The sequence below is a fragment of the Adlercreutzia wanghongyangiae genome (assembly GCF_035989245.1).
Lineage (GTDB): Bacteria > Actinomycetota > Coriobacteriia > Coriobacteriales > Eggerthellaceae > Adlercreutzia > Adlercreutzia wanghongyangiae.
Window position 1 is genome coordinate 20,455 of sequence record NZ_JAYMFF010000018.1, and the last position, 16,867, is coordinate 37,321.

The following is a 16,867-nucleotide window of genomic DNA, read 5'->3' on the forward strand; positions in this document are numbered from 1 at the left end:
TTATGGCATTTGATCTGGACATAGAGGGCATCGGGTTTCTGGCCGAGCGCGACGGGGGTGCTCCGCGCGGTCGCGCCGAGGGCGAGGGCGGCCCGCGGGCCGTGTCGCCCACGTTCACCGAGGACGACCTGGAGCTCGATTTCTCGCTGCGCCCGAAGCGGCTGGACGACTACCTGGGTCAGAGCAAGGTGAAGGAGTCGCTCGGCATCATGATCGATGCGGCCCGCGCCCGGGGCGATGTGGCCGACCATATTCTGTTCTCGGGCCCTCCGGGCTTGGGCAAGACCACGCTCGCCACCGTGGTGGCCAACGAGCTGGGTGCCTCCATCCGCACCACGTCGGGGCCGGCCATCGCCCGCACGGGCGACTTGGCTGCCATCCTTACCAACCTCGAAGAGGGCGACGTGCTGTTCATCGACGAGATTCATCGGCTGAACCGCATGGTGGAGGAGGTGCTGTACCCGGCGCTGGAGGACTTCGAGCTGGACATCGTGGTGGGGAAGGGCCCGGCGGCCCGTTCTATCCGATTGGATTTGCCGCGCTTCACGCTCATCGGCGCCACCACGCGCACGGGCCTGCTCACCGGCCCGCTTCGCGACCGCTTCGGCGTGGCCTTCCGCCTGCAGTACTACACCCCTGAAGAGCTTTCGCTCATCGTGAGCCGGTCGGCCTCCATCCTGAACGTGGCCATCGATGGCGAGGGTGCCCTGGAGATTGCCCGCCGATCGCGCGGCACGCCGCGTCTGGCCAACCGCCTGCTGAAGCGCGTGCGCGACTGGGCCCAGGTGCGCGGCGACGGCTCCATCACCGAGGACGTGGCCGCCGAGGCGCTCACCTTCTTCGAGGTAGACCATTTGGGGCTGGATGCGGTGGACAACCGCCTGTTGGAAGTGCTCTGCGTGCAGTTCGCCGGCCGCCCGGTGGGGCTGACCACCCTGGCCTCGGCCCTGGCCGAAGACCCGGATACGGTGGAGGATGTGTACGAGCCCTTCCTCATGCAGCAGGGCCTTATGATGCGCACCCCCAAGGGGCGCCAGGCCACGGCCGGCGCTTGGGAACATTTGGGTCTTGTGCCTCCTGAGGGGCGCTAGCGGAATCGGGGGGGGGGGTAAATTCGGCTGCTGTCGTTCTCGCAGATGATTTTGTAGGGGGCGACTTCAGTCGCCCCTCCCTGCGACGTTGGCGTTGTCGGGAGGGGGACGGCCTGAAGGCCGCCCCTACGGAATTATTGGAGGAGTGACTGTGTTCGAGCAAGATTACCTGATGCGCATTATTGCCCAGCTTCTGGGTGCGATTCGCCGGTCTATGGAGCGGGCGGCAGGCGAGGATGACGCCGAGAGCGCGGCGCGCATGCTGGATTTGGCCATAGGCGATGCCACCGATTTGGATGGCGAGGCGCTGTTGTCGCTGGCGCCTGGGTCGCTGGCGGGCATTCTGCAGGTATCGGGCACCGATCCGAAGCTGGGGGGTCATATCGCCCGCAGCTTGTTCCTGTCGTCCCGCTATTACGGCGAAGGAGGCAACGACGAAATGGCGACGCTGCGTGCCGAGCAGGCGGCGGCGGTGGCTGCGGCGTTCGGGCATGATGTGGATGCCAGCTGCGCGAGTGATGGGGAACTTGAGGCTTTTCTTGAGGAAGCGGGCGAATAAGAAATTCCCCGCGAAAAACCGCGCAACATAGCGTATAGTGATGGAGCGCTCCTAAATGGGGAGCTGGGTCCTCGGGCCCGTGTTACTATCCCCTCTCGTAAGACGGGAGGGAGGAAAGAGGAAAGCATCATGGCGGAAGGCACTGTCAAGTGGTTCAACCCCGAGAAGGGCTACGGCTTCATTTCTCAGAACGACGGCGAGGATCTGTTCGTTCACTTCTCTGAGATCAAGATGTCGGGCTTCAAGACCCTCAACGAGGGCGACGCCGTTACCTTCGAGGTTACCGAGGGCCAGAACGGCAAGCTGCAGGCGAGCAACGTGGAACGTCTCTAAGCTTTAGAAACTCCATTAACGCCGAAGGGCTCGGGAGCAATCCCGGGCCCTTCTTTTTATGTTTCGCACTTGGCTGAAACGGACGCGCCCGCGTCCCGCCGCACTGGTGCGAAGGCGCTCGCTTGCTTCGCCTTTGGGGCGTTGAGATGTTTCTATACGGTGCCGTCGGTGTTCCAGGCGAGGAAGGCCCAGGTGACGGTGCGGGGCTCGGCGAGACGCCACGCGCCCTGGGCGACGCCCTTGCAGTCGGGCTCGCCCGCGTGCTCGTTGGGCACCAGGTTGGCGGTAAGCCATTCCCGCAGGTTCGCGCGGGCGCGCTCGCGTTCGGCGTCTGTGGCTTGCACGGCCGAGGAGTCGTCGATCATGGCGGCCAGCTTCTCGTAGGCGCCCTCGGGTGTGGCGAAGGTGTCCTCGCGGGTACTCGAGATGTAGCGCACCTCGGCTTTGAGGCCCTCGCCGGCCAGGATGTTGAAGGCGTACAGGTAGTCGCGCCCAAGCACCGAGGGCAGCCCGACGGCGGCCAGGATGTGCTCGTCCACGCGGGGGGAGGATCCGGTGGCCAGCGTGATGCACACCCGCCGACGCGCTACCTCGGTGAGCCGCAGGAGCGCATCACGCAGATCGACCGTGGCGATGGAGCGCGAAGCGAGGGCCACATCGGTCATGCCCGCCCGCACGCCGAAGGAGGTCCAGTCGTCCTCCCAGCTCATGAGCTTGGGGAACACGGTGCGAATGCCCGCCTCATCTAGCCGCGCCTGCATCTGGTCGAGCATGCCCTGAGAGAAGTCGGCGGCCACCACCTTGTGCCCCGCCGCGCCGAGGGGGAGGGCCAGAGCGCCCGTGCCGCAGCCCATGTCGAAGACGGTCTCGCCGGGGCGGATGGCGGCATATTCCAGGAACTGCTGCACGTAGGGGCTCGGGGCGTCCTTGGTGGTGAAGGTGGCCGAGCGCTTGTCCCAGAAGGCAGCGTCGTCGGCGCGGCGGCGCAGCTTCTGGAGCTCCTTCCATTCCTCGTTCCAGTCCGTTGAGCCGAGCAGGGGTGTAAATTCGTCGTGCATGGGGCCTCCAAGCTGTGTCGTTGGTTGCCGAGCTATTATACTTCTCCAGGAACGAAAAGATCGCCGATAGCGGCTCCCGAGCAAGGAGGAGCGCAGAGGGGGCGGCCGGTGTCCTGACCGAGCGAGTTCCGCAGCGACTCGAACAGGACTAAACGTCCTGTTCGACAAAGCGAGGACTGTCTGAGCGAATCAGGATACCGGCCGCCCCCGACAGGCGAAGGCCCTCAGCAAACGAGACCAGAGGAGAGCCCCATGCAGGTAGAGCTTCTGTACCATACGCCCGACCCCGAGCGCGCCATCGCCACGGCCGCGCGGCTGTGCTACGCGCCGGTGGGAGCGAGCGAGCTGATGGAGACCATGCCGCCCGAGCGGGTGAAGAGCGTGCTGTCCACCATCATGGGCTCGGGGCATTTCTCCACGCTGGAGCACGCGAGCTACACCTTCGCGGTGGACGGCGTTTCGCGCGCACTCACCCATCAGCTGGTGCGACACCGCATCGCCAGCTTCAACCAGCAGTCCCAGCGCTACGTGAAGTTCAAGGGCGAGATTCCCGTGGTGAAGCCGGAGAGCGTGGCCGCCGACGCCGAGACGAGCGCTCTGTTCGACGAGGCCATCGAGAAGGTGTGCGACGCCTACCGCGCGCTCGTGGAGGCCGGCGTTCCCGCCGAGGATGCCCGCTACCTTCTGCCCAACGCCGCCGAGACGAAGATCGTCATCACCATGAACGTGCGTGAGCTTTTGCACTTCTTCGAGCTGCGCTGCTGCAACCGCGCCCAGTGGGAGATTCGCGAGATGGCGTGGAAGATGCTGGAGCTGGCGCGCCCCACGGCGCCCTACATTTTCGCCGACGCCGGCGCGCCCTGCGTGCACGGCACCTGCCCCGAGGGCAAGATGACCTGCGGTACGCCGTTTGCGCGCGTGGACCGCGCGACGCTGGATCTGTAGGGGCGGCGGGCGATACCCATGGCCAAGCAGAAGAGCGATCTGTCCCGCGCCTTTTCCGAAGACGGGGCTGTGAAGACCCATGTGGGCGGGCAGGCCCTCATCGAGGGCGTGATGATGCGCGGCAAGTACAACTGGGCCGTGGCCGTGCGCGAGCCGAGCGGCGCCATCTACGTGGAGGAGCATGACCTGAAGAGCGGCAAGGACAAGAACGGCTGGATGTACTGGCCGCTCGTGCGCGGCTGCCGGGCGCTGGTGGAATCGCTCATGCTGGGCTTCAAAGCGCTGGAGATCGCCGCCCTGCACGCCTTCGGCGACGAGGAGGGCGAGCAGAAGGCCGCCGCCGAGGCCGACTTCGTGGAAGCCGAGGCCGAGCTGGAGGGGGCTGCGGCCGTGGCGGCGGAAGAGGCGAAGCGTGCGGAGCGGGAAGAGGCTCGGGTTTCAGAGGGCGGGCTGAAGCCCGCCCCTACGGAGGTGCAGGGAGGGGTAAAGGCCGCCCCTGCGGAGGTGCGGGAAGGGGAGGAGCGTGCGGGCTTTAGCTGGAAGCGCGACTTCGGACACCCCGACGAGATGGTGGACGGCCTGGGTGCCCAGCGCACCCTGGAGGTGGTGAGTGAGGCCGACGCACCGGCCCGTCCGCGGGTTGGGGCCCAGGGCGGCGCAAGCACCACCCCTGAGGACAATCCCGGGAACGATCCCGTAGGGGGCGACCTTGGTCGCCCCTCGGCCGCGAAGGGTGACGATGCAGGGAAGCGGGACGCGTCCGGCGACAACTCTTCCGCCGAGGATGAGTTCGGCCATCGCGAGATGGTGATCTCCATGGTAGTGGGGCTCGTGCTGGGCGTGGTGCTGTTCATCGTGGCGCCGGCGGCTGTGACCAACCTCATCGTGGGCGAATACGACGACCACACCCTGGCCTGGAACATCGTGGACGGGCTTCTGCGCGTGGCCGTGTTCGTGTTCTACATCTGGCTCATCGGACGCATGGAGGACATCAAGCGCATGTTCATGTACCACGGCGCCGAGCACAAGGCCATCCACTGCTTTGAACACGGCCTGCCCATGACGCCGGAGAACGCCCGCCAGTTCCCGCGGCTGCACGTGCGCTGCGGCACGGCCTTTCTCATCATGGTCATGGTCATCGCCATTTTGGTGTACACCATCTTCCCCTTGAACGCCATCATCTCCGGCTTCGGGGTGCCCGACGGCCTGCCGAAGCTCGTGCTCGTCATTGTGGCGCGCATCGTGCTCATGCCGGTGATCGCGGGCATCTCCTACGAGATCACGGTGAAGTGGGCCGGGAGCCACCCGGACAACCCGCTTGTAAAGGTGATCCTGTGGCCGGGCATGCAGATGCAGTACCTCACCACCAACGAGCCCGACGATGCCCAGATGGAATGCGCCATCGTGGCCATGCAGGCGGTGCTTAACCGCGAGGAGGCCGAGAAGGCGAAGGCCGCCGCGGCACCCGCCGCATCGCCGGCCGCCTGAGCAGGCATGAAAGCGGGGGACGGCCCTCGGCGCTCCGCCGGGTATCTGCTCGGCCCGCGTGCCGTCAATGAGCCGTGGGAAAGCCGTTTCGTCGGCGAAACCACGACTCATTGACTGAACGTTAAAATTCCTACGAGACTATTCGGGACATTGTGCCAGATAGGAGCGTGGGAAACGATGGAGCCTCTTATCTCCGCAAAGGACATCAAGAAGAACTTCGGGGCCGTCGAGGCCTTAAAGGGCGTGTCGATCGACGTAGCCGAGGGCGAGAAAGTCGTCGTCATCGGGCCGTCCGGCTCGGGAAAGAGCGTGCTCATCCGCTGCATGAACGCGCTGGAGCGCCCCGATTCCGGCGAGCTTTCCGTGGACGGCATGGACCTCATGGCCCGCAAGGTGGACAGCCGCGCTTTGGCGAGCCGCGTGGCCATGGTGTTCCAGGGCTACAACCTGTACCCGCACAAGACGGTGCTGGAAAACGTCACCTTCGCGCCCGAGAAGGTGCTGAAGGTGCCGAAGGCCGAGGCCGAGGAGCATGCGCGCGAGTATCTGGAGCGCGTGGGGCTCACGAGCAAGCTGGACAAGTTCCCCGACCAGCTTTCCGGCGGCCAGCAGCAGCGCGTGGCCATCGCCCGGGCGCTGAACATGCATCCGAAGATCATGCTTCTGGACGAGCCGACGAGCGCGTTGGACCCCGAGATGGTGAACGAGGTGCTGGACGTCATAAAATCGCTGGCCGAGACGAACATGACCATCGTGATGGTCACCCACGAGATGGGCCTGGCGCGCGATGCCGCCGACAAGGTGGTTTTCATGGAAAACGGCCTGGTGGTGGATTCCGGCACGCCGGAGTACCTGTTCGGGCCCGATTCCAACGAGCGCGTGCAGGCCTTCCTGTCGAAGATACTGTGAGGGGGCGGTTATGGAACGTGCCTCTTCTTCCGTCTTCCCCGATGCCCAGTCGGCGCAGTTACTGACGCGCCGCGCCTTCGTGCGGGCGCTGGGCGTTGCGGCCGGCGCGGTCGCCCTGGGCGCCGCGCTGCCGCTTTCGGGCTGCGCACCGGCGGGCGATGTGCTGCGGGTGGGCACCAAGGTGGACGTGCCCGGCTTCGGGTTCCAGAACCCCGAGACGGGCAACGTGGAGGGCCTTGAGGTGGACGTGGCCCGCGAGCTGGCGGCTCGCATCAAGGGCGACGAGAACGCTCTGGAGCTTGTCGGCGTGAACGCCACCACGCGCGGCGCCATGCTGGACAACGGGGCGCTGGACGCAGCGCTAGCCACCTTCACCATCACCGAGGATCGGCGGCGCAGCTACGACTTCTCGCGGCCCTACTACATCGACTACATCGGCGTGCTGGTGAAGAAGGACGCGGGCTTTGCCGATCTGGCCGATCTCGACGGCAAGACCGTAGGTGTGGCCCTGTCAGCCACCACGAAGGACAAGCTGCGCGAGGCGGCCGACGCGATCGGCATCACGCTGAAATTCGCCGAGTACGCCACCTATCCCGAGATCAAGATCGCGCTCGTGGTGGGGCGCGTGGACGCCTTCTCGGTGGACCGCTCCATCCTGCTGGGCTACCAGGACGACACGACGCAGCTTCTGGACACGCAGTTCGCGCCCCAGGAGTACGGCGTTGCCACGGCCAAGGGCAGTGCGCTCACCGCGCCCATCGACGAGGCCATCGCCGCCATGGAGGCCGACGGCACGCTGGCGGCCCTGAAGGAGCGCTGGGGCCTGTCGCTGACAACCGAGGCCGACGTGGAGGCCGAGCGGGGCGACGGCGGCTCGGGCCTGGGCGCAGGCGACCCGGCAGACGACGCCGATGCGGTGGACGCGGCGGGCGACGCGACCGCTGCTGGCGACGGTGCCGGCATGGCTTCGTCGGGCGCCGACGCGACTGCTGCCGGCGACCCCACGGCTGCCGCTCCGGGCGGGGGAGGTGTCCGATGACCGAGATCTTCGCGCCCTACAAGTGGGAGGCGCTCTTCGCGCGCTGGCCCGACATCCTGGCCGCCTTCGGAACCACCGTCGGCATCTCGGCCGGCGCGCTCGTGCTCGCACTTCTGCTCGGGTTCCTCTTCAGCATGCTGTCGGTCTCGCGCCACGCGCCCCTGCGGGCCATCGCGCGGGTGTACGTGGAGGTGGTGCAGAACGTGCCGCTGCTTCTGCAGGTGTTCGTGCTGTACGCGGTGTTTCCGCTGCTGGGCCTGTCGCTGGCGTCGTTCTGGATCGGCGTGCTCGCCATCGGCGTGTACCACGGCGCCTACATGTCCGAGGTGGTGCGCAGCGGCATCGGCTCCATCCACCGCGGGCAGTTCGAGGCCGCCAAAAGCCAGGGCTTCACCTACGTGCAGACCATGACGCTCGTCATCCTGCCCCAGGCCATGCGCATCATCCTGCCGCCTCTGGCCGTGCAGGCGGCGAACCTGGTGAAGAACACGAGCGTGCTGGCGCTCATCGCGGGCGGCGAGCTCATGTACTTCTCGAACTCGTTCGCCGGCGACACGAGCTACTACGGGCCGGCCTATGTGGCGGCGGCCGTGCTGTACTTCGCCATCTGCTTCCCGCTCTCGCGGGCCGCGGTGTACCTGGAGCACCGCATGCGCAGCCACCGCCACGTGGTGACCGGCGACGCCACCGAGGAGCTGGCGGCCGATGCGGTGGAATCGACTCCCGGCACCCACGACATCACCGGGCGCGCGGCGGCCCAGGCCATGGCGGCCGGCGTGACCACCATGGTGGAGGGCACAAGCTCGCTCGCGCCGCCGGTGAGCGACAAGGGTCGCTATCTTACCTACGCCGAGCTGTACGGCATCGATCGCGGTCCGTGGCCCGACCCGCACCTGGAGGCGTCGGCCCAGGCGCGCCGGGCGAAGACCGCCCGCGGCCGGCGCGGACACGCCAAGCGGGTCCGGTCGCGGGATCGCCGGTACGGCAAGGCGATGCGCACGCGGCGGAAGGGAGGCCGGAAATGAGCGACATCCTGGCGCTTCTCACGTGGACGAACCTGCGCTTCCTGCTGGAGGGCCTGGGTCTCACGCTCATCATCTCGGCATTGTCCATTGCCTGCTCGGTGGTGCTCGGCGCGGTCATCTCCATCATGCGCGGCTCGCGGTTGCGGGTGGTGCGCGGCATTTCCATCGCCTACGTGGAGCTGTTCAAGAACACGCCGCTTCTACTGTGGATCATGTTCACGTTCTTCGTGGCCCAGCTGCCGCCCCTGCCGGCGGCCGTGGTGGCCTTCACCTTGTTCACGGCGGCCTCGGTGGCCGAGATCGTGCGCGGCGGTTTGGCCAGCGTGCCCGCGGGCCAGTACGAGGCGGCCCGCTCCCAGGGCTTCTCGGCGCCGCAGATGTACGTGCTCATCATTTTGCCCCAGGCCCTGCGCAACATGGTGCCGGCCCTGCTGTCGCAGTTCGTGACCACCATCAAGGACACGTCGTATCTGTGGGGCGCCATAGCCCTGCAGGAACTGATGGGTCGCGGCATGATCCTCATGAACAGCTACAACTCCACGGTGCAGATCTTCGCCATCTTCGCCCTCATGGCACTCATCTACTTCGCGGTGTGCTTCACGCTCTCGCAGTTCGTGCGAGCCTACCAAAAGCGGCTTAAGGGCGCACGGTGACCGATCGGCGCTGGGCGGCCTGGCGGTGGGGCCGCTCGGCGCTCCGGAACCGGCGCCGGACCCAGCCTCGCGGCGCGAATCTGCGCGCAGATTGCCCCAGGGACTTGACCTCAACGTCGGGTTGAGGTTTATGCTTTGCACCGAAGATGGAAGGTGCGAGCGAAGGACTGGAGCTATGCCGGGCAAACCGAGAACGCAGACGAGCAACGATTTGATTCGCGAGAACTGTGAGTGGCCCATGACAGCGGGGCAGGTGGCGAAGCTGACGGGTGTGACAACGAGGGCCCTCCAGCACTATGACGACAAGGGGCTGCTGTGTCCGGCGCGCTCGGGAGAGGGCGTGGCCAACAACCGCAAGCTCTATAGCCCCGAGGACGTCGACCGGCTCAAACAGATTGTCGTGCTGAGCTCTTACGGATTCGAGCTTAAGGACATGCCCCCGATTCTCGATGGCGAGCGGAGCCTGGTGGAGGCTTTGGCCGAGCGTATCGAGGAGTTGCGTGCCCAAGAGCGTTACCTGCAGAATCTGATCCTGTTCGCCCGCTACGCCGCTATCGTGGGGGATGATCTCTTCGAAACGCTGGCCTTCGGCACCTCGGATGTGGATGCGTTCGCCGAGCTCGTGCGGAGTTCGCCCGCCTATGCCGATAAAACCATCCGATGGGAATCTATGGATGATGCGGGGTTGGAGCAGCTGTGGGACGAACTGGGAGCGATCATCGTCGATTTTCTGGGAGGCGACGAAGAGGATATCTTCGCCCATATAGAATCTACGGTGCGACGATTGAGGGTGTGGTTCTGCACGTACTTCTTCGAAATCGACGATCTTGACCTGCTGGGTATCTGGACGCTCTTCGAGGACGGCAGCGAAGAGGCCGAGTTTGCCGGTGAGGTGGGAGGGGAGGCGACGCCCGGCTTTCTGCAGTCGGCGGTGTTCCTCGTGTGGCTGAAGTCGATGATCTTGAAGCTCTCGTCGATAGTCGAAGTGGGGGCCGAGGCTGATGCGAAGTTTTCCCTTTCTGAAAATCAGGTGGTGGCCCTCGTCGATTTCGTTTGCCGCTCGTGCGGTTACCCCGTACCGGAGGCCGCGGAGCTCGATGGCGACGAGTGGGCTACCATGGTGGAATTTTTCGAAACGGTGGCAGGGTATCTGGGGAATGCCCTCAGTGACGAGGAGACAATAGCGCTCATCGATCCCGATAGCGAGAGCTCTGTCGATGGGGCGTTTTTCGAAAGAGCGGCTCAGGCTGCCCGAGAGGTTGAGCTCTTTTCTGAGCGCGGCTAGAAGGTCAGTAGATCGCGCACGGGGGAGCCGAGCGCGTCGGCGATGCGGCCCAAGTCGTCGATGCCCACACCGACCCGGCCGGTCTCGATGCGCCAGATATGGGATTTGCTGCTACCGATCATGAGCGCAAGCTGGCTTTGAGACAGGCCCTGCTCATCGCGCACCTCGCGAATGCGCTTCCCCAGGGCCTGTCTTTTCTGCTCGATATTCATGGGGAAAGCATATGTGCTACCATTAACGAATCGACTTCAAATATGAAGCCATTCGCTTATACAGGACCTATGAGGAAATAAGGAGACCGCATGGCAAGTTCGCGCGCAAATCTTTCGAAGAAGGCAAAGCTCATTGGGATCGGAGCGGCGATCGGCTTGGTGGTCGGCGCTTTCTCGGTCTTTATGCTGCTCACGTACAATCCGCCGGACAAGCAGCAGGAGCCCAATGTCGACGTCGCCATTCTCATGAGCGAGATCTCGCAGATCAACGAGCTGGCCACCGCATCGCAGACCTATACCGTCGTCGAGAAGGTCGAGAGCAACAGCAAACTGTTCGACACCATCGACATTCCCTTCTCGGAGAATTTCTTCATCCTCACGTATATGGGCGAGGTGAAGGCGGGCGTTAACCTGGACGAGGCCCAAGTCGCTTTGGAGGGGACGACCGTGAAGGTGTCGCTGCCGCAGGCGACCATCCTGTCAGACGCCATTGACACGACCAGCTTCAAGGTGCTGCACGAACAGAACAACTTCCTCAATCCCATCGGCGTGGAGGATGTCACGCAGTACATCGACGAATCGCGCCAAAAAGCTGAAGCGGCCGCCATCAGCGGCGAAGTCTTGAACGAGGCCCAGGAGAACGCCGCCTCGTCTATTGAAGCCCTGCTCGGCGCCGCTCTTCCGGAAGGCTACACGATTGAGGTCAGTTCGACGACGCAGGATCAGATGACGGAATAGCAGACTATGTTAGCTGTCAGCTAATGCAGACAGCGGGGAGAAGCTGCTACTCTGGATGCAGGGCAGAGGGAGGAATCAAAGGCCATGGGCGATATTCGTAGCAAATTCGGGAATGTGGTGGATAAGGCTAAAGAGCTGGGCGGGTCGGTGGTGGAGATGGCTGCAGAGACCGGTGGCGCCGTTGCCGGCAAGGTAGCCGCTGCTGGCGGGACGGTTGCAGAGCGAGCCAAGGAGGGGGCCCGTTTGGCAGCCGATGCGCAGCTAGAGGCTCGGAGGCGCAAGTACGCTCCTGTATTTCCGGACGAGTTCTGGAGCCCGGATTACGACCTACCGAATATGGTGATCATCGAAGATGAGGACAAGCGCAAGGACATCGACGTATGCGAAGGCGCCATAGGATGGTTGACGAAAGCATCAAATGGGGTGGAGATACTTCATCTGTACCACGCCTTTGCCGATGAAAGTGGACTATCGTTTCACCCGCTTGTCCAGATGGGTGCAGTCTACATACGCGATCCATCCGGGCTTGACCGTTTCCTCGATCTCGAAAGTCTGTACCAGGTAATTCAGAAGGAGAAGATGTCCGAGCTTCAACATGTCGCTTATTGCCTGGGGGCGAAATGCTGCACGCTTGAAATGCGCGAAACGCAAGTATCCGACTTGAAACGGGGCGGCCAAATCAAGGCATCAGCGAAGAAAGTGGGCGAGGGTTCGGGGTCAGGCGGTGTTTCCGCCGATCGTAGCGAACAGATTTCCGAAGATAGGCGTATGCTCTTCGAGCGACGATTTTCTGGAAGCGATGAGGTTAGTCGACCGCCGCTCAATTGGTATAAAAACGACAAGGAGGTCAATGCCCTCATTGAAATGCGTTGCTCGGATAGTCCGACAAACGCGATACGGGATTACGTGGTGAACATTGACTGCCGATCGTCTGCCACGCTGGCGCAGACTCGTGCCAGTGAGATAGATTCAGCATTGAGGGGGCTGAAGGTGTCGATCGGCACCTCTCTGCAAGAGGAATGCTACCGCGAAAGTCGGCAAACGATGGTGTTCACCGTTCTGTTCTGAAAGAAAAGAGAGCTTCGGACGATCGCAGAAGAAAAATGGGGCAGGAAGCGGGTCGTTAGCCCAAATATCCCAAAAACGGCAGGTAGTCTTGGGCGGAGTCGGGGACGGCCAGGGTGACATCCTGACCCATGGCGTTCACGGTGACCACGCTGGGGTCGTCGTAGGTGGTGATGGTGGCATCGGTGCCGCCGTAGCTGATGTCGGCGCTGCCGGTTTTGCTGATGCCGGCGGGTAGGGTGGTCACTTCCCAGTTCTCGATATCCAGGGCGTTGATGGCGGCATCCACCTGGGAGCCCGACATGCCGGTGATCTCGGCGATGCGGTCGCGGTTGTTCCGCAGCGCCTCGTTGGCCTTGGCCTTCAGACCGCTGGCGTCCAGGGCGGCGTTGGCAGCGGCGTTCTTGCCGTTCTCGAACAGTCCCGCCAGGGGGTTTTGGAATTCGCCCAGGCCGGCGAAGGGCGAGCCGATGCCCATTTGGGGCAAAATGCCGAATACGCCGATAACGACGATGAACGCGAAGATGAGGCCGAGCAGGGCCTTGATGATCTTGTCCATGGTGGGCCTCCTCGTTCGGAGCGGTCTTACGCCGGTGGCGGGGCGAAGCTCCGGATATCTCTCGCAGAAGGGCGCCGTCGGTGGTGCGTGCAATGCTCGGTTTCGGCGAATCTGTAATGCGATTCGACGGTGCCGCCGGCCCATGGTAACCCGCAATGGCGGCCTCCATAATTCCCCCGCAGCATCTTCAAAGGTTGCCGATGAGATGTCCAGGGAATGCCCACGCTCCTGAACGAAACCTGAAGGACGGGGCTTCCGCAATGCTTGCTTGCGAATTTTCGTTGTCCTGAGGGGGAAATCGTGTATCCTAGGCCCCACGCGAAAACGCGCGGCCGCCGGTTGCGCGCCTTCGGTCCTGCAAACCCCGCGCACGTAAAAAACTCAAGTTGGGGAAATCGTGCGAATGTCGCGGCCGCCGTTCGAGAGCGGTCCAGAGGAGGAGAGAGCCCGTGAAGCTGATCGTCACCGAGAAGAACGACGCGGCGGTGAAGATCGCCGACCTGTTGGGAGCCACCAAGCCCAAGGCCGACAAAGTGTTCAATACGCCCGTGTACCGGTTCGATGTGGACGGGGAGGAGTGGGTGACCATCGGCCTGCGCGGCCACATTCTGGAGCCCGACTTCACGCCTTCCCTGGTATATAAGAAGCGCGGCGGCTGGTCTGGCGTGACCGCCGAGGGCGAGGCCGTGCCGGCCGCATTGCCCACGAGCCTGCCCACGCCGCCCTTCAAGAAAAAAAAGCCCTTCACCGCCGACGGTGTGGAGCTTAAAGGCTGGAAGATGGAGGCGCTGCCCTATCTCATCTACGCGCCCATCGAGAAGCTGCCCAAGGAGAAGGACATCATCCGCTCGCTGAAGAACCTGGCGAAGAAGGCCGACTCCATCGTCATCGCCACCGACTTCGACCGCGAGGGCGAGCTGATCGGATCGGACGCGCTGTCGTGCTGCCGCGAGGTGAACGGGACGGCGCCAGTGTCGCGCGCCCGTTACTCGGCCTTCACCAAGCCCGAGATCACCCATGCCTTCGCGAACCTGGTGCCCATGGACGACGATTTGGCCGCGGCCGGCGGCTCGCGCCGCGACATCGACCTCATCTGGGGCGCCGTGCTCACGCGCTACCTCACGCTGGTGAAGTTCGCCGGCTACGGCAACGTACGCTCGTCGGGCCGCGTGCAGACGCCCACCCTGGCCATCATCGTTCAGCGCGAGCGCGAGCGCATGGCGTTCGTGCCCGAGGACTACTGGGTCATCCGCGGCGCCTTCGATGCCGCCGCGACGAGCGGGCCCACCGCAGGTGACGGCCCCGAGGCCTTCGAGGCGCCCCACGCCACCACCCGCTTCAAGGTGCAGGCCGAGGCCGACGCGGCCATGGCCCACATTCAGGGCGCCACGAGCGCCCGCGTGGTGTCGGTGGAGAAGAGGAAGCGCACCGTGGCCGCGCCCGTGCCCTTCAACACCACCTCGCTTATGGCCGCCGCGTCCGCCGAGGGCATCTCGCCGGCGCGCTGCATGCGCATCGCCGAGAGCCTGTACATGGACGGCTACATCTCCTACCCCCGCGTGGACAACACAGTGTATCCCGACTCGCTGGACCTGGCCGAAGTGGTGAACGCCATCGCAGGCAATCCTGCCTACGGCCCCTACTGCAAGGAGCTTCTGGCCGCAGGGCCCTTGAAGGCCACCCGCGGCAAGACGGAGACCACCGACCACCCGCCCATCTATCCTACGGCCAAGGCGACGCCGGACGACCTGTCGCCGGCCGACTACAAGCTGTACAACCTCATCGCCCGCCGCTTTCTGGCTACGCTCTCGGGCCCGGCCACGGTGGAGGGCACGAAGGTGACGCTGGATGTGGCCGGCGAGCCGTTCGTGGCCAAGGGCGACGTGCTGGCCACCCCGGGCTTCCGCGCCATCTACCCCTACGGCCTGAAGAAGGACGAGCAGCTTCCCTCGCTCGCCGAGGGCGCGACCATCGCCTTCAACGGCGCTACCTGCACCAAGAAGCAGACCGAGCCGCCCGCGCGCTACTCCCAGGGCAAGTTGGTGCAGGAGATGGAGAAGCTGGGCCTGGGCACCAAGTCCACCCGCGCCTCCATCATCGAGCGCCTCTACCAGGTGAAGTACGTGCAGAACGACCCGATCGAGCCCTCGCAGCTGGGCATCGCCGTCATCGAGGCGCTCGACAAGTTCGCGCCGCATATCACCCACGCGGAGATGACCGCCGAGTTGGAGCATTCCATGGACCGCATCGCCGAGGGCGAGGTGACCAAAGCCGAGGTGGTGGACAAGTCACGCCAGCTTCTGTCCGAGCAGCTGGAGAGCCTCATGCCGCACTCCGAGGAGGTGGCCGAGGCCCTGTCCGACGCTGTGGCCGCCGACGCCTACGTGGGGCCCTGCCCCAAGTGCGGCAAGGACCTGCAGTTGCGCGCGAGCCACAAGACCAAGTCGATGTTCATCGGCTGCGCCGGCTGGCCCGACTGCGACGTCACCTATCCGCTGCCCAAGGGCAAGATAGAGGCGGTGCCCGAGAAGTGTCCCACCTGCGGCATGCCCCAGGTGAAGGTGACCGCCTTCCGCAGCAAACCGCGCGTGCAGTGCATCGATCCGAACTGCGCTTCCAACCAGGAGCCCGAGGTGGTGGTGGGGAAGTGCCCCGCCTGCGCGGCCAAGGGCCTGGACAAGCAGCTGATCGCCCGCCGCAACCCGCGCACGCTGAAGCGGTCGGTCACCTGCGAGAACTTCGACGAGTGCCAGACGCGCTACCCGTTGCCCCAGTACGGTGACGTGGTTCCCACCGAGGAGGTGTGCGAGCACTGCGGCGCGCCCATGGTGGTCATCAAGACGGCCCGCGGCCCCTGGAAGCTCTGCCCGAACTTCGACTGTCCCGGCAAGGAGGAAGAGGAGAAGGCCAAGGCGGAGAAGAAGGGCGGCAAAGGCGGCAAGAAGACGGCGGCCAAGAAGAAGTAGCTCGGCTGCGAAGCGCTCGGAGGTGCCTGCTCGCAGCCCGCTGAGCGCTGTTCCCCGCTGCGAACGCGATCAAAGAAATAGCGGAGATGACGCACATAAGATAGCCCCATCCCAGCACGCTTGCTGCTGGCGTGGGGCTATTTCTTAGCAATCGCGTTCTTCGCGGGGCGCTCAGAGGGCTGCGAGCAGGCACCTCCGAGCGCTTCTTGCGTGGTTGCCTTTGTTGGGCCCTAGTGAGCGGCTTGCTCTATCTGGCGATAGAGGTCGCGGCCCTTCGTGTCCACGGCGACGTAAGCGGGGAAGTCTTTCAGCTCGAGCTTGCGCAGGGCCTCGGTGCCGAGGTCTTCCCAGCCGATCATCTCGCTTGCGGTGACGGCCTTGGCCAGAAGTGCGGCGATGCCGCCGACGGTGCAGAGGTAGACGCTGCCGGTTTCCTTGCAGGCCTGCACGACCTCGGGGCTGCGCTTGCCCTTGCCGATAGCGGCCACGATGCCGGCCGCGAACAGCTGGGGCGTGGCGAAGTCCATGCGACTGGCGGTGGTGGGGCCGACCGAGCCCAAGGGGCGTCCGGCGGCGGCCGGCGTGGGACCGGCGTAGAAGAGGGTGGCGCCTTCCAAATTGAAGGGGAGGCGCCCGGTGTCTTCCAGACATTGCAGCGCGCGCTCGTGGCCGGCGTCGCGCATGGTGTACACGGGGCCCGAGAGCAGCACCTCGTCGCCGGCTTCCAGATTCGCGACGTCTTCCCGCGAAAGCGGCAGGGTGAGGGACACGGTTTTCGCCATGGGGTTTCCTTTCGAATGATGCTTCGGGTGGCGGGGAGGTCCTTCGACTCGCTCCGCTCGCTCGGGGTGACGGGGGGGGATGGCTCGCTTGGGATGATACGGGTGAGCTCGCTCGGGGCTGCGGGCCGCGTTGCTCGGGCTGCCGCGAGGGGGCAGCCCG

Annotated in this window: 17 protein-coding genes; 13 read left to right on the forward strand and 4 right to left on the reverse strand. The window is 64.7% G+C overall.

The window, feature by feature from the left end; translation table 11 throughout:
• The first annotated feature begins 2 nt into the window (after positions 1-2).
• From ruvB to VIN30_RS09015, 3 genes are all read left to right on the forward strand, one after another.
• Positions 3-1,091 carry a Holliday junction branch migration DNA helicase RuvB gene (gene ruvB / locus VIN30_RS09005; protein ID WP_338210983.1) on the forward strand — a complete coding sequence of 363 codons (1,089 nt, stop codon included), beginning with the start codon at positions 3-5 and terminating at the stop codon, positions 1,089-1,091.
• Positions 1,092-1,242: 151 nt separating this feature from the next.
• A complete protein-coding gene (locus tag VIN30_RS09010; protein WP_338210985.1) occupies positions 1,243-1,650 on the forward strand; it encodes a hypothetical protein in 408 nt (135 codons plus the stop codon).
• 129 nt (positions 1,651-1,779) lie between these two features.
• On the forward strand, positions 1,780-1,983 hold the full coding sequence (locus tag VIN30_RS09015; RefSeq protein WP_016309120.1) for a cold-shock protein: 204 nt from the start codon (positions 1,780-1,782) through the stop codon (positions 1,981-1,983).
• A 152-nt stretch (positions 1,984-2,135) separates the two neighbouring features.
• Here the strand turns inward: VIN30_RS09015 and VIN30_RS09020 are convergent, their stop codons facing one another.
• A complete protein-coding gene (locus tag VIN30_RS09020) occupies positions 2,136-3,041 on the reverse strand; it encodes a class I SAM-dependent methyltransferase (protein WP_338210989.1) in 906 nt (301 codons plus the stop codon).
• A 252-nt stretch (positions 3,042-3,293) separates the two neighbouring features.
• Between VIN30_RS09020 and thyX the strand changes: the two genes are divergently transcribed.
• From thyX to VIN30_RS09055, 7 genes are all read left to right on the forward strand, one after another.
• On the forward strand, positions 3,294-3,986 hold the full coding sequence (gene thyX, locus VIN30_RS09025; protein WP_338210991.1) for an FAD-dependent thymidylate synthase: 693 nt from the start codon (positions 3,294-3,296) through the stop codon (positions 3,984-3,986).
• 18 nt (positions 3,987-4,004) lie between these two features.
• Positions 4,005-5,474, forward strand: coding sequence for a DUF1385 domain-containing protein (locus VIN30_RS09030; protein ID WP_338210992.1), 1,470 nt, complete (start codon positions 4,005-4,007; stop codon positions 5,472-5,474).
• Between the two features lie 177 nt (positions 5,475-5,651).
• Positions 5,652-6,383 carry an amino acid ABC transporter ATP-binding protein gene (locus VIN30_RS09035; protein WP_338210994.1) on the forward strand — a complete coding sequence of 244 codons (732 nt, stop codon included), beginning with the start codon at positions 5,652-5,654 and terminating at the stop codon, positions 6,381-6,383.
• Between the two features lie 10 nt (positions 6,384-6,393).
• The gene (locus VIN30_RS09040) at positions 6,394-7,422 is read left to right on the forward strand and encodes a transporter substrate-binding domain-containing protein (RefSeq protein WP_338210996.1); all 1,029 of its coding nucleotides are present in this window, start codon (positions 6,394-6,396) and stop codon (positions 7,420-7,422) included.
• Positions 7,419-8,447: an amino acid ABC transporter permease gene (locus VIN30_RS09045; RefSeq protein ID WP_338210998.1), complete on the forward strand. Its 1,029-nt coding sequence runs from the start codon at positions 7,419-7,421 to the stop codon at positions 8,445-8,447. The genes VIN30_RS09040 and VIN30_RS09045 overlap by 4 nt, the downstream gene beginning before the upstream one ends.
• Positions 8,444-9,100 (forward strand): amino acid ABC transporter permease, encoded by a 657-nt coding sequence (locus VIN30_RS09050; RefSeq protein ID WP_338211000.1) that lies wholly within the window; start codon positions 8,444-8,446, stop codon positions 9,098-9,100. Before VIN30_RS09045 ends, VIN30_RS09050 begins: the two co-directional genes overlap by 4 nt.
• A gap of 175 nt (positions 9,101-9,275) precedes the next feature.
• A complete protein-coding gene (locus tag VIN30_RS09055; protein WP_338211002.1) occupies positions 9,276-10,385 on the forward strand; it encodes a MerR family transcriptional regulator in 1,110 nt (369 codons plus the stop codon).
• Here VIN30_RS09055 and VIN30_RS09060 read toward each other — a convergent pair.
• Positions 10,382-10,597, reverse strand: a complete 216-nt coding sequence (locus VIN30_RS09060) for a helix-turn-helix domain-containing protein (protein ID WP_302962641.1) — start codon at positions 10,595-10,597, stop codon at positions 10,382-10,384. The two genes, VIN30_RS09055 and VIN30_RS09060, sit on opposite strands and share 4 nt — an antisense overlap.
• A gap of 90 nt (positions 10,598-10,687) precedes the next feature.
• On the opposite strand from VIN30_RS09060, the gene VIN30_RS09065 reads away from it, so the two are divergent.
• The gene (locus VIN30_RS09065; protein WP_338211005.1) at positions 10,688-11,335 is read left to right on the forward strand and encodes a DUF4230 domain-containing protein; all 648 of its coding nucleotides are present in this window, start codon (positions 10,688-10,690) and stop codon (positions 11,333-11,335) included.
• 84 nt (positions 11,336-11,419) lie between these two features.
• Positions 11,420-12,403: a hypothetical protein gene (locus tag VIN30_RS09070; RefSeq protein WP_338211007.1), complete on the forward strand. Its 984-nt coding sequence runs from the start codon at positions 11,420-11,422 to the stop codon at positions 12,401-12,403.
• 55 nt (positions 12,404-12,458) lie between these two features.
• On the opposite strand, the gene VIN30_RS09075 is transcribed toward VIN30_RS09070, so the two are convergent.
• The gene (locus VIN30_RS09075) at positions 12,459-12,959 is read right to left on the reverse strand and encodes a hypothetical protein (protein WP_338211009.1); all 501 of its coding nucleotides are present in this window, start codon (positions 12,957-12,959) and stop codon (positions 12,459-12,461) included.
• A 449-nt stretch (positions 12,960-13,408) separates the two neighbouring features.
• Between VIN30_RS09075 and VIN30_RS09080 the strand changes: the two genes are divergently transcribed.
• A complete protein-coding gene (locus tag VIN30_RS09080; protein WP_338211011.1) occupies positions 13,409-15,925 on the forward strand; it encodes a DNA topoisomerase I in 2,517 nt (838 codons plus the stop codon).
• 230 nt (positions 15,926-16,155) lie between these two features.
• On the opposite strand, the gene VIN30_RS09085 is transcribed toward VIN30_RS09080, so the two are convergent.
• Positions 16,156-16,863, reverse strand: a complete 708-nt coding sequence (locus tag VIN30_RS09085; protein ID WP_338211109.1) for a FumA C-terminus/TtdB family hydratase beta subunit — start codon at positions 16,861-16,863, stop codon at positions 16,156-16,158.
• Positions 16,864-16,867 lie beyond the last annotated feature (4 nt).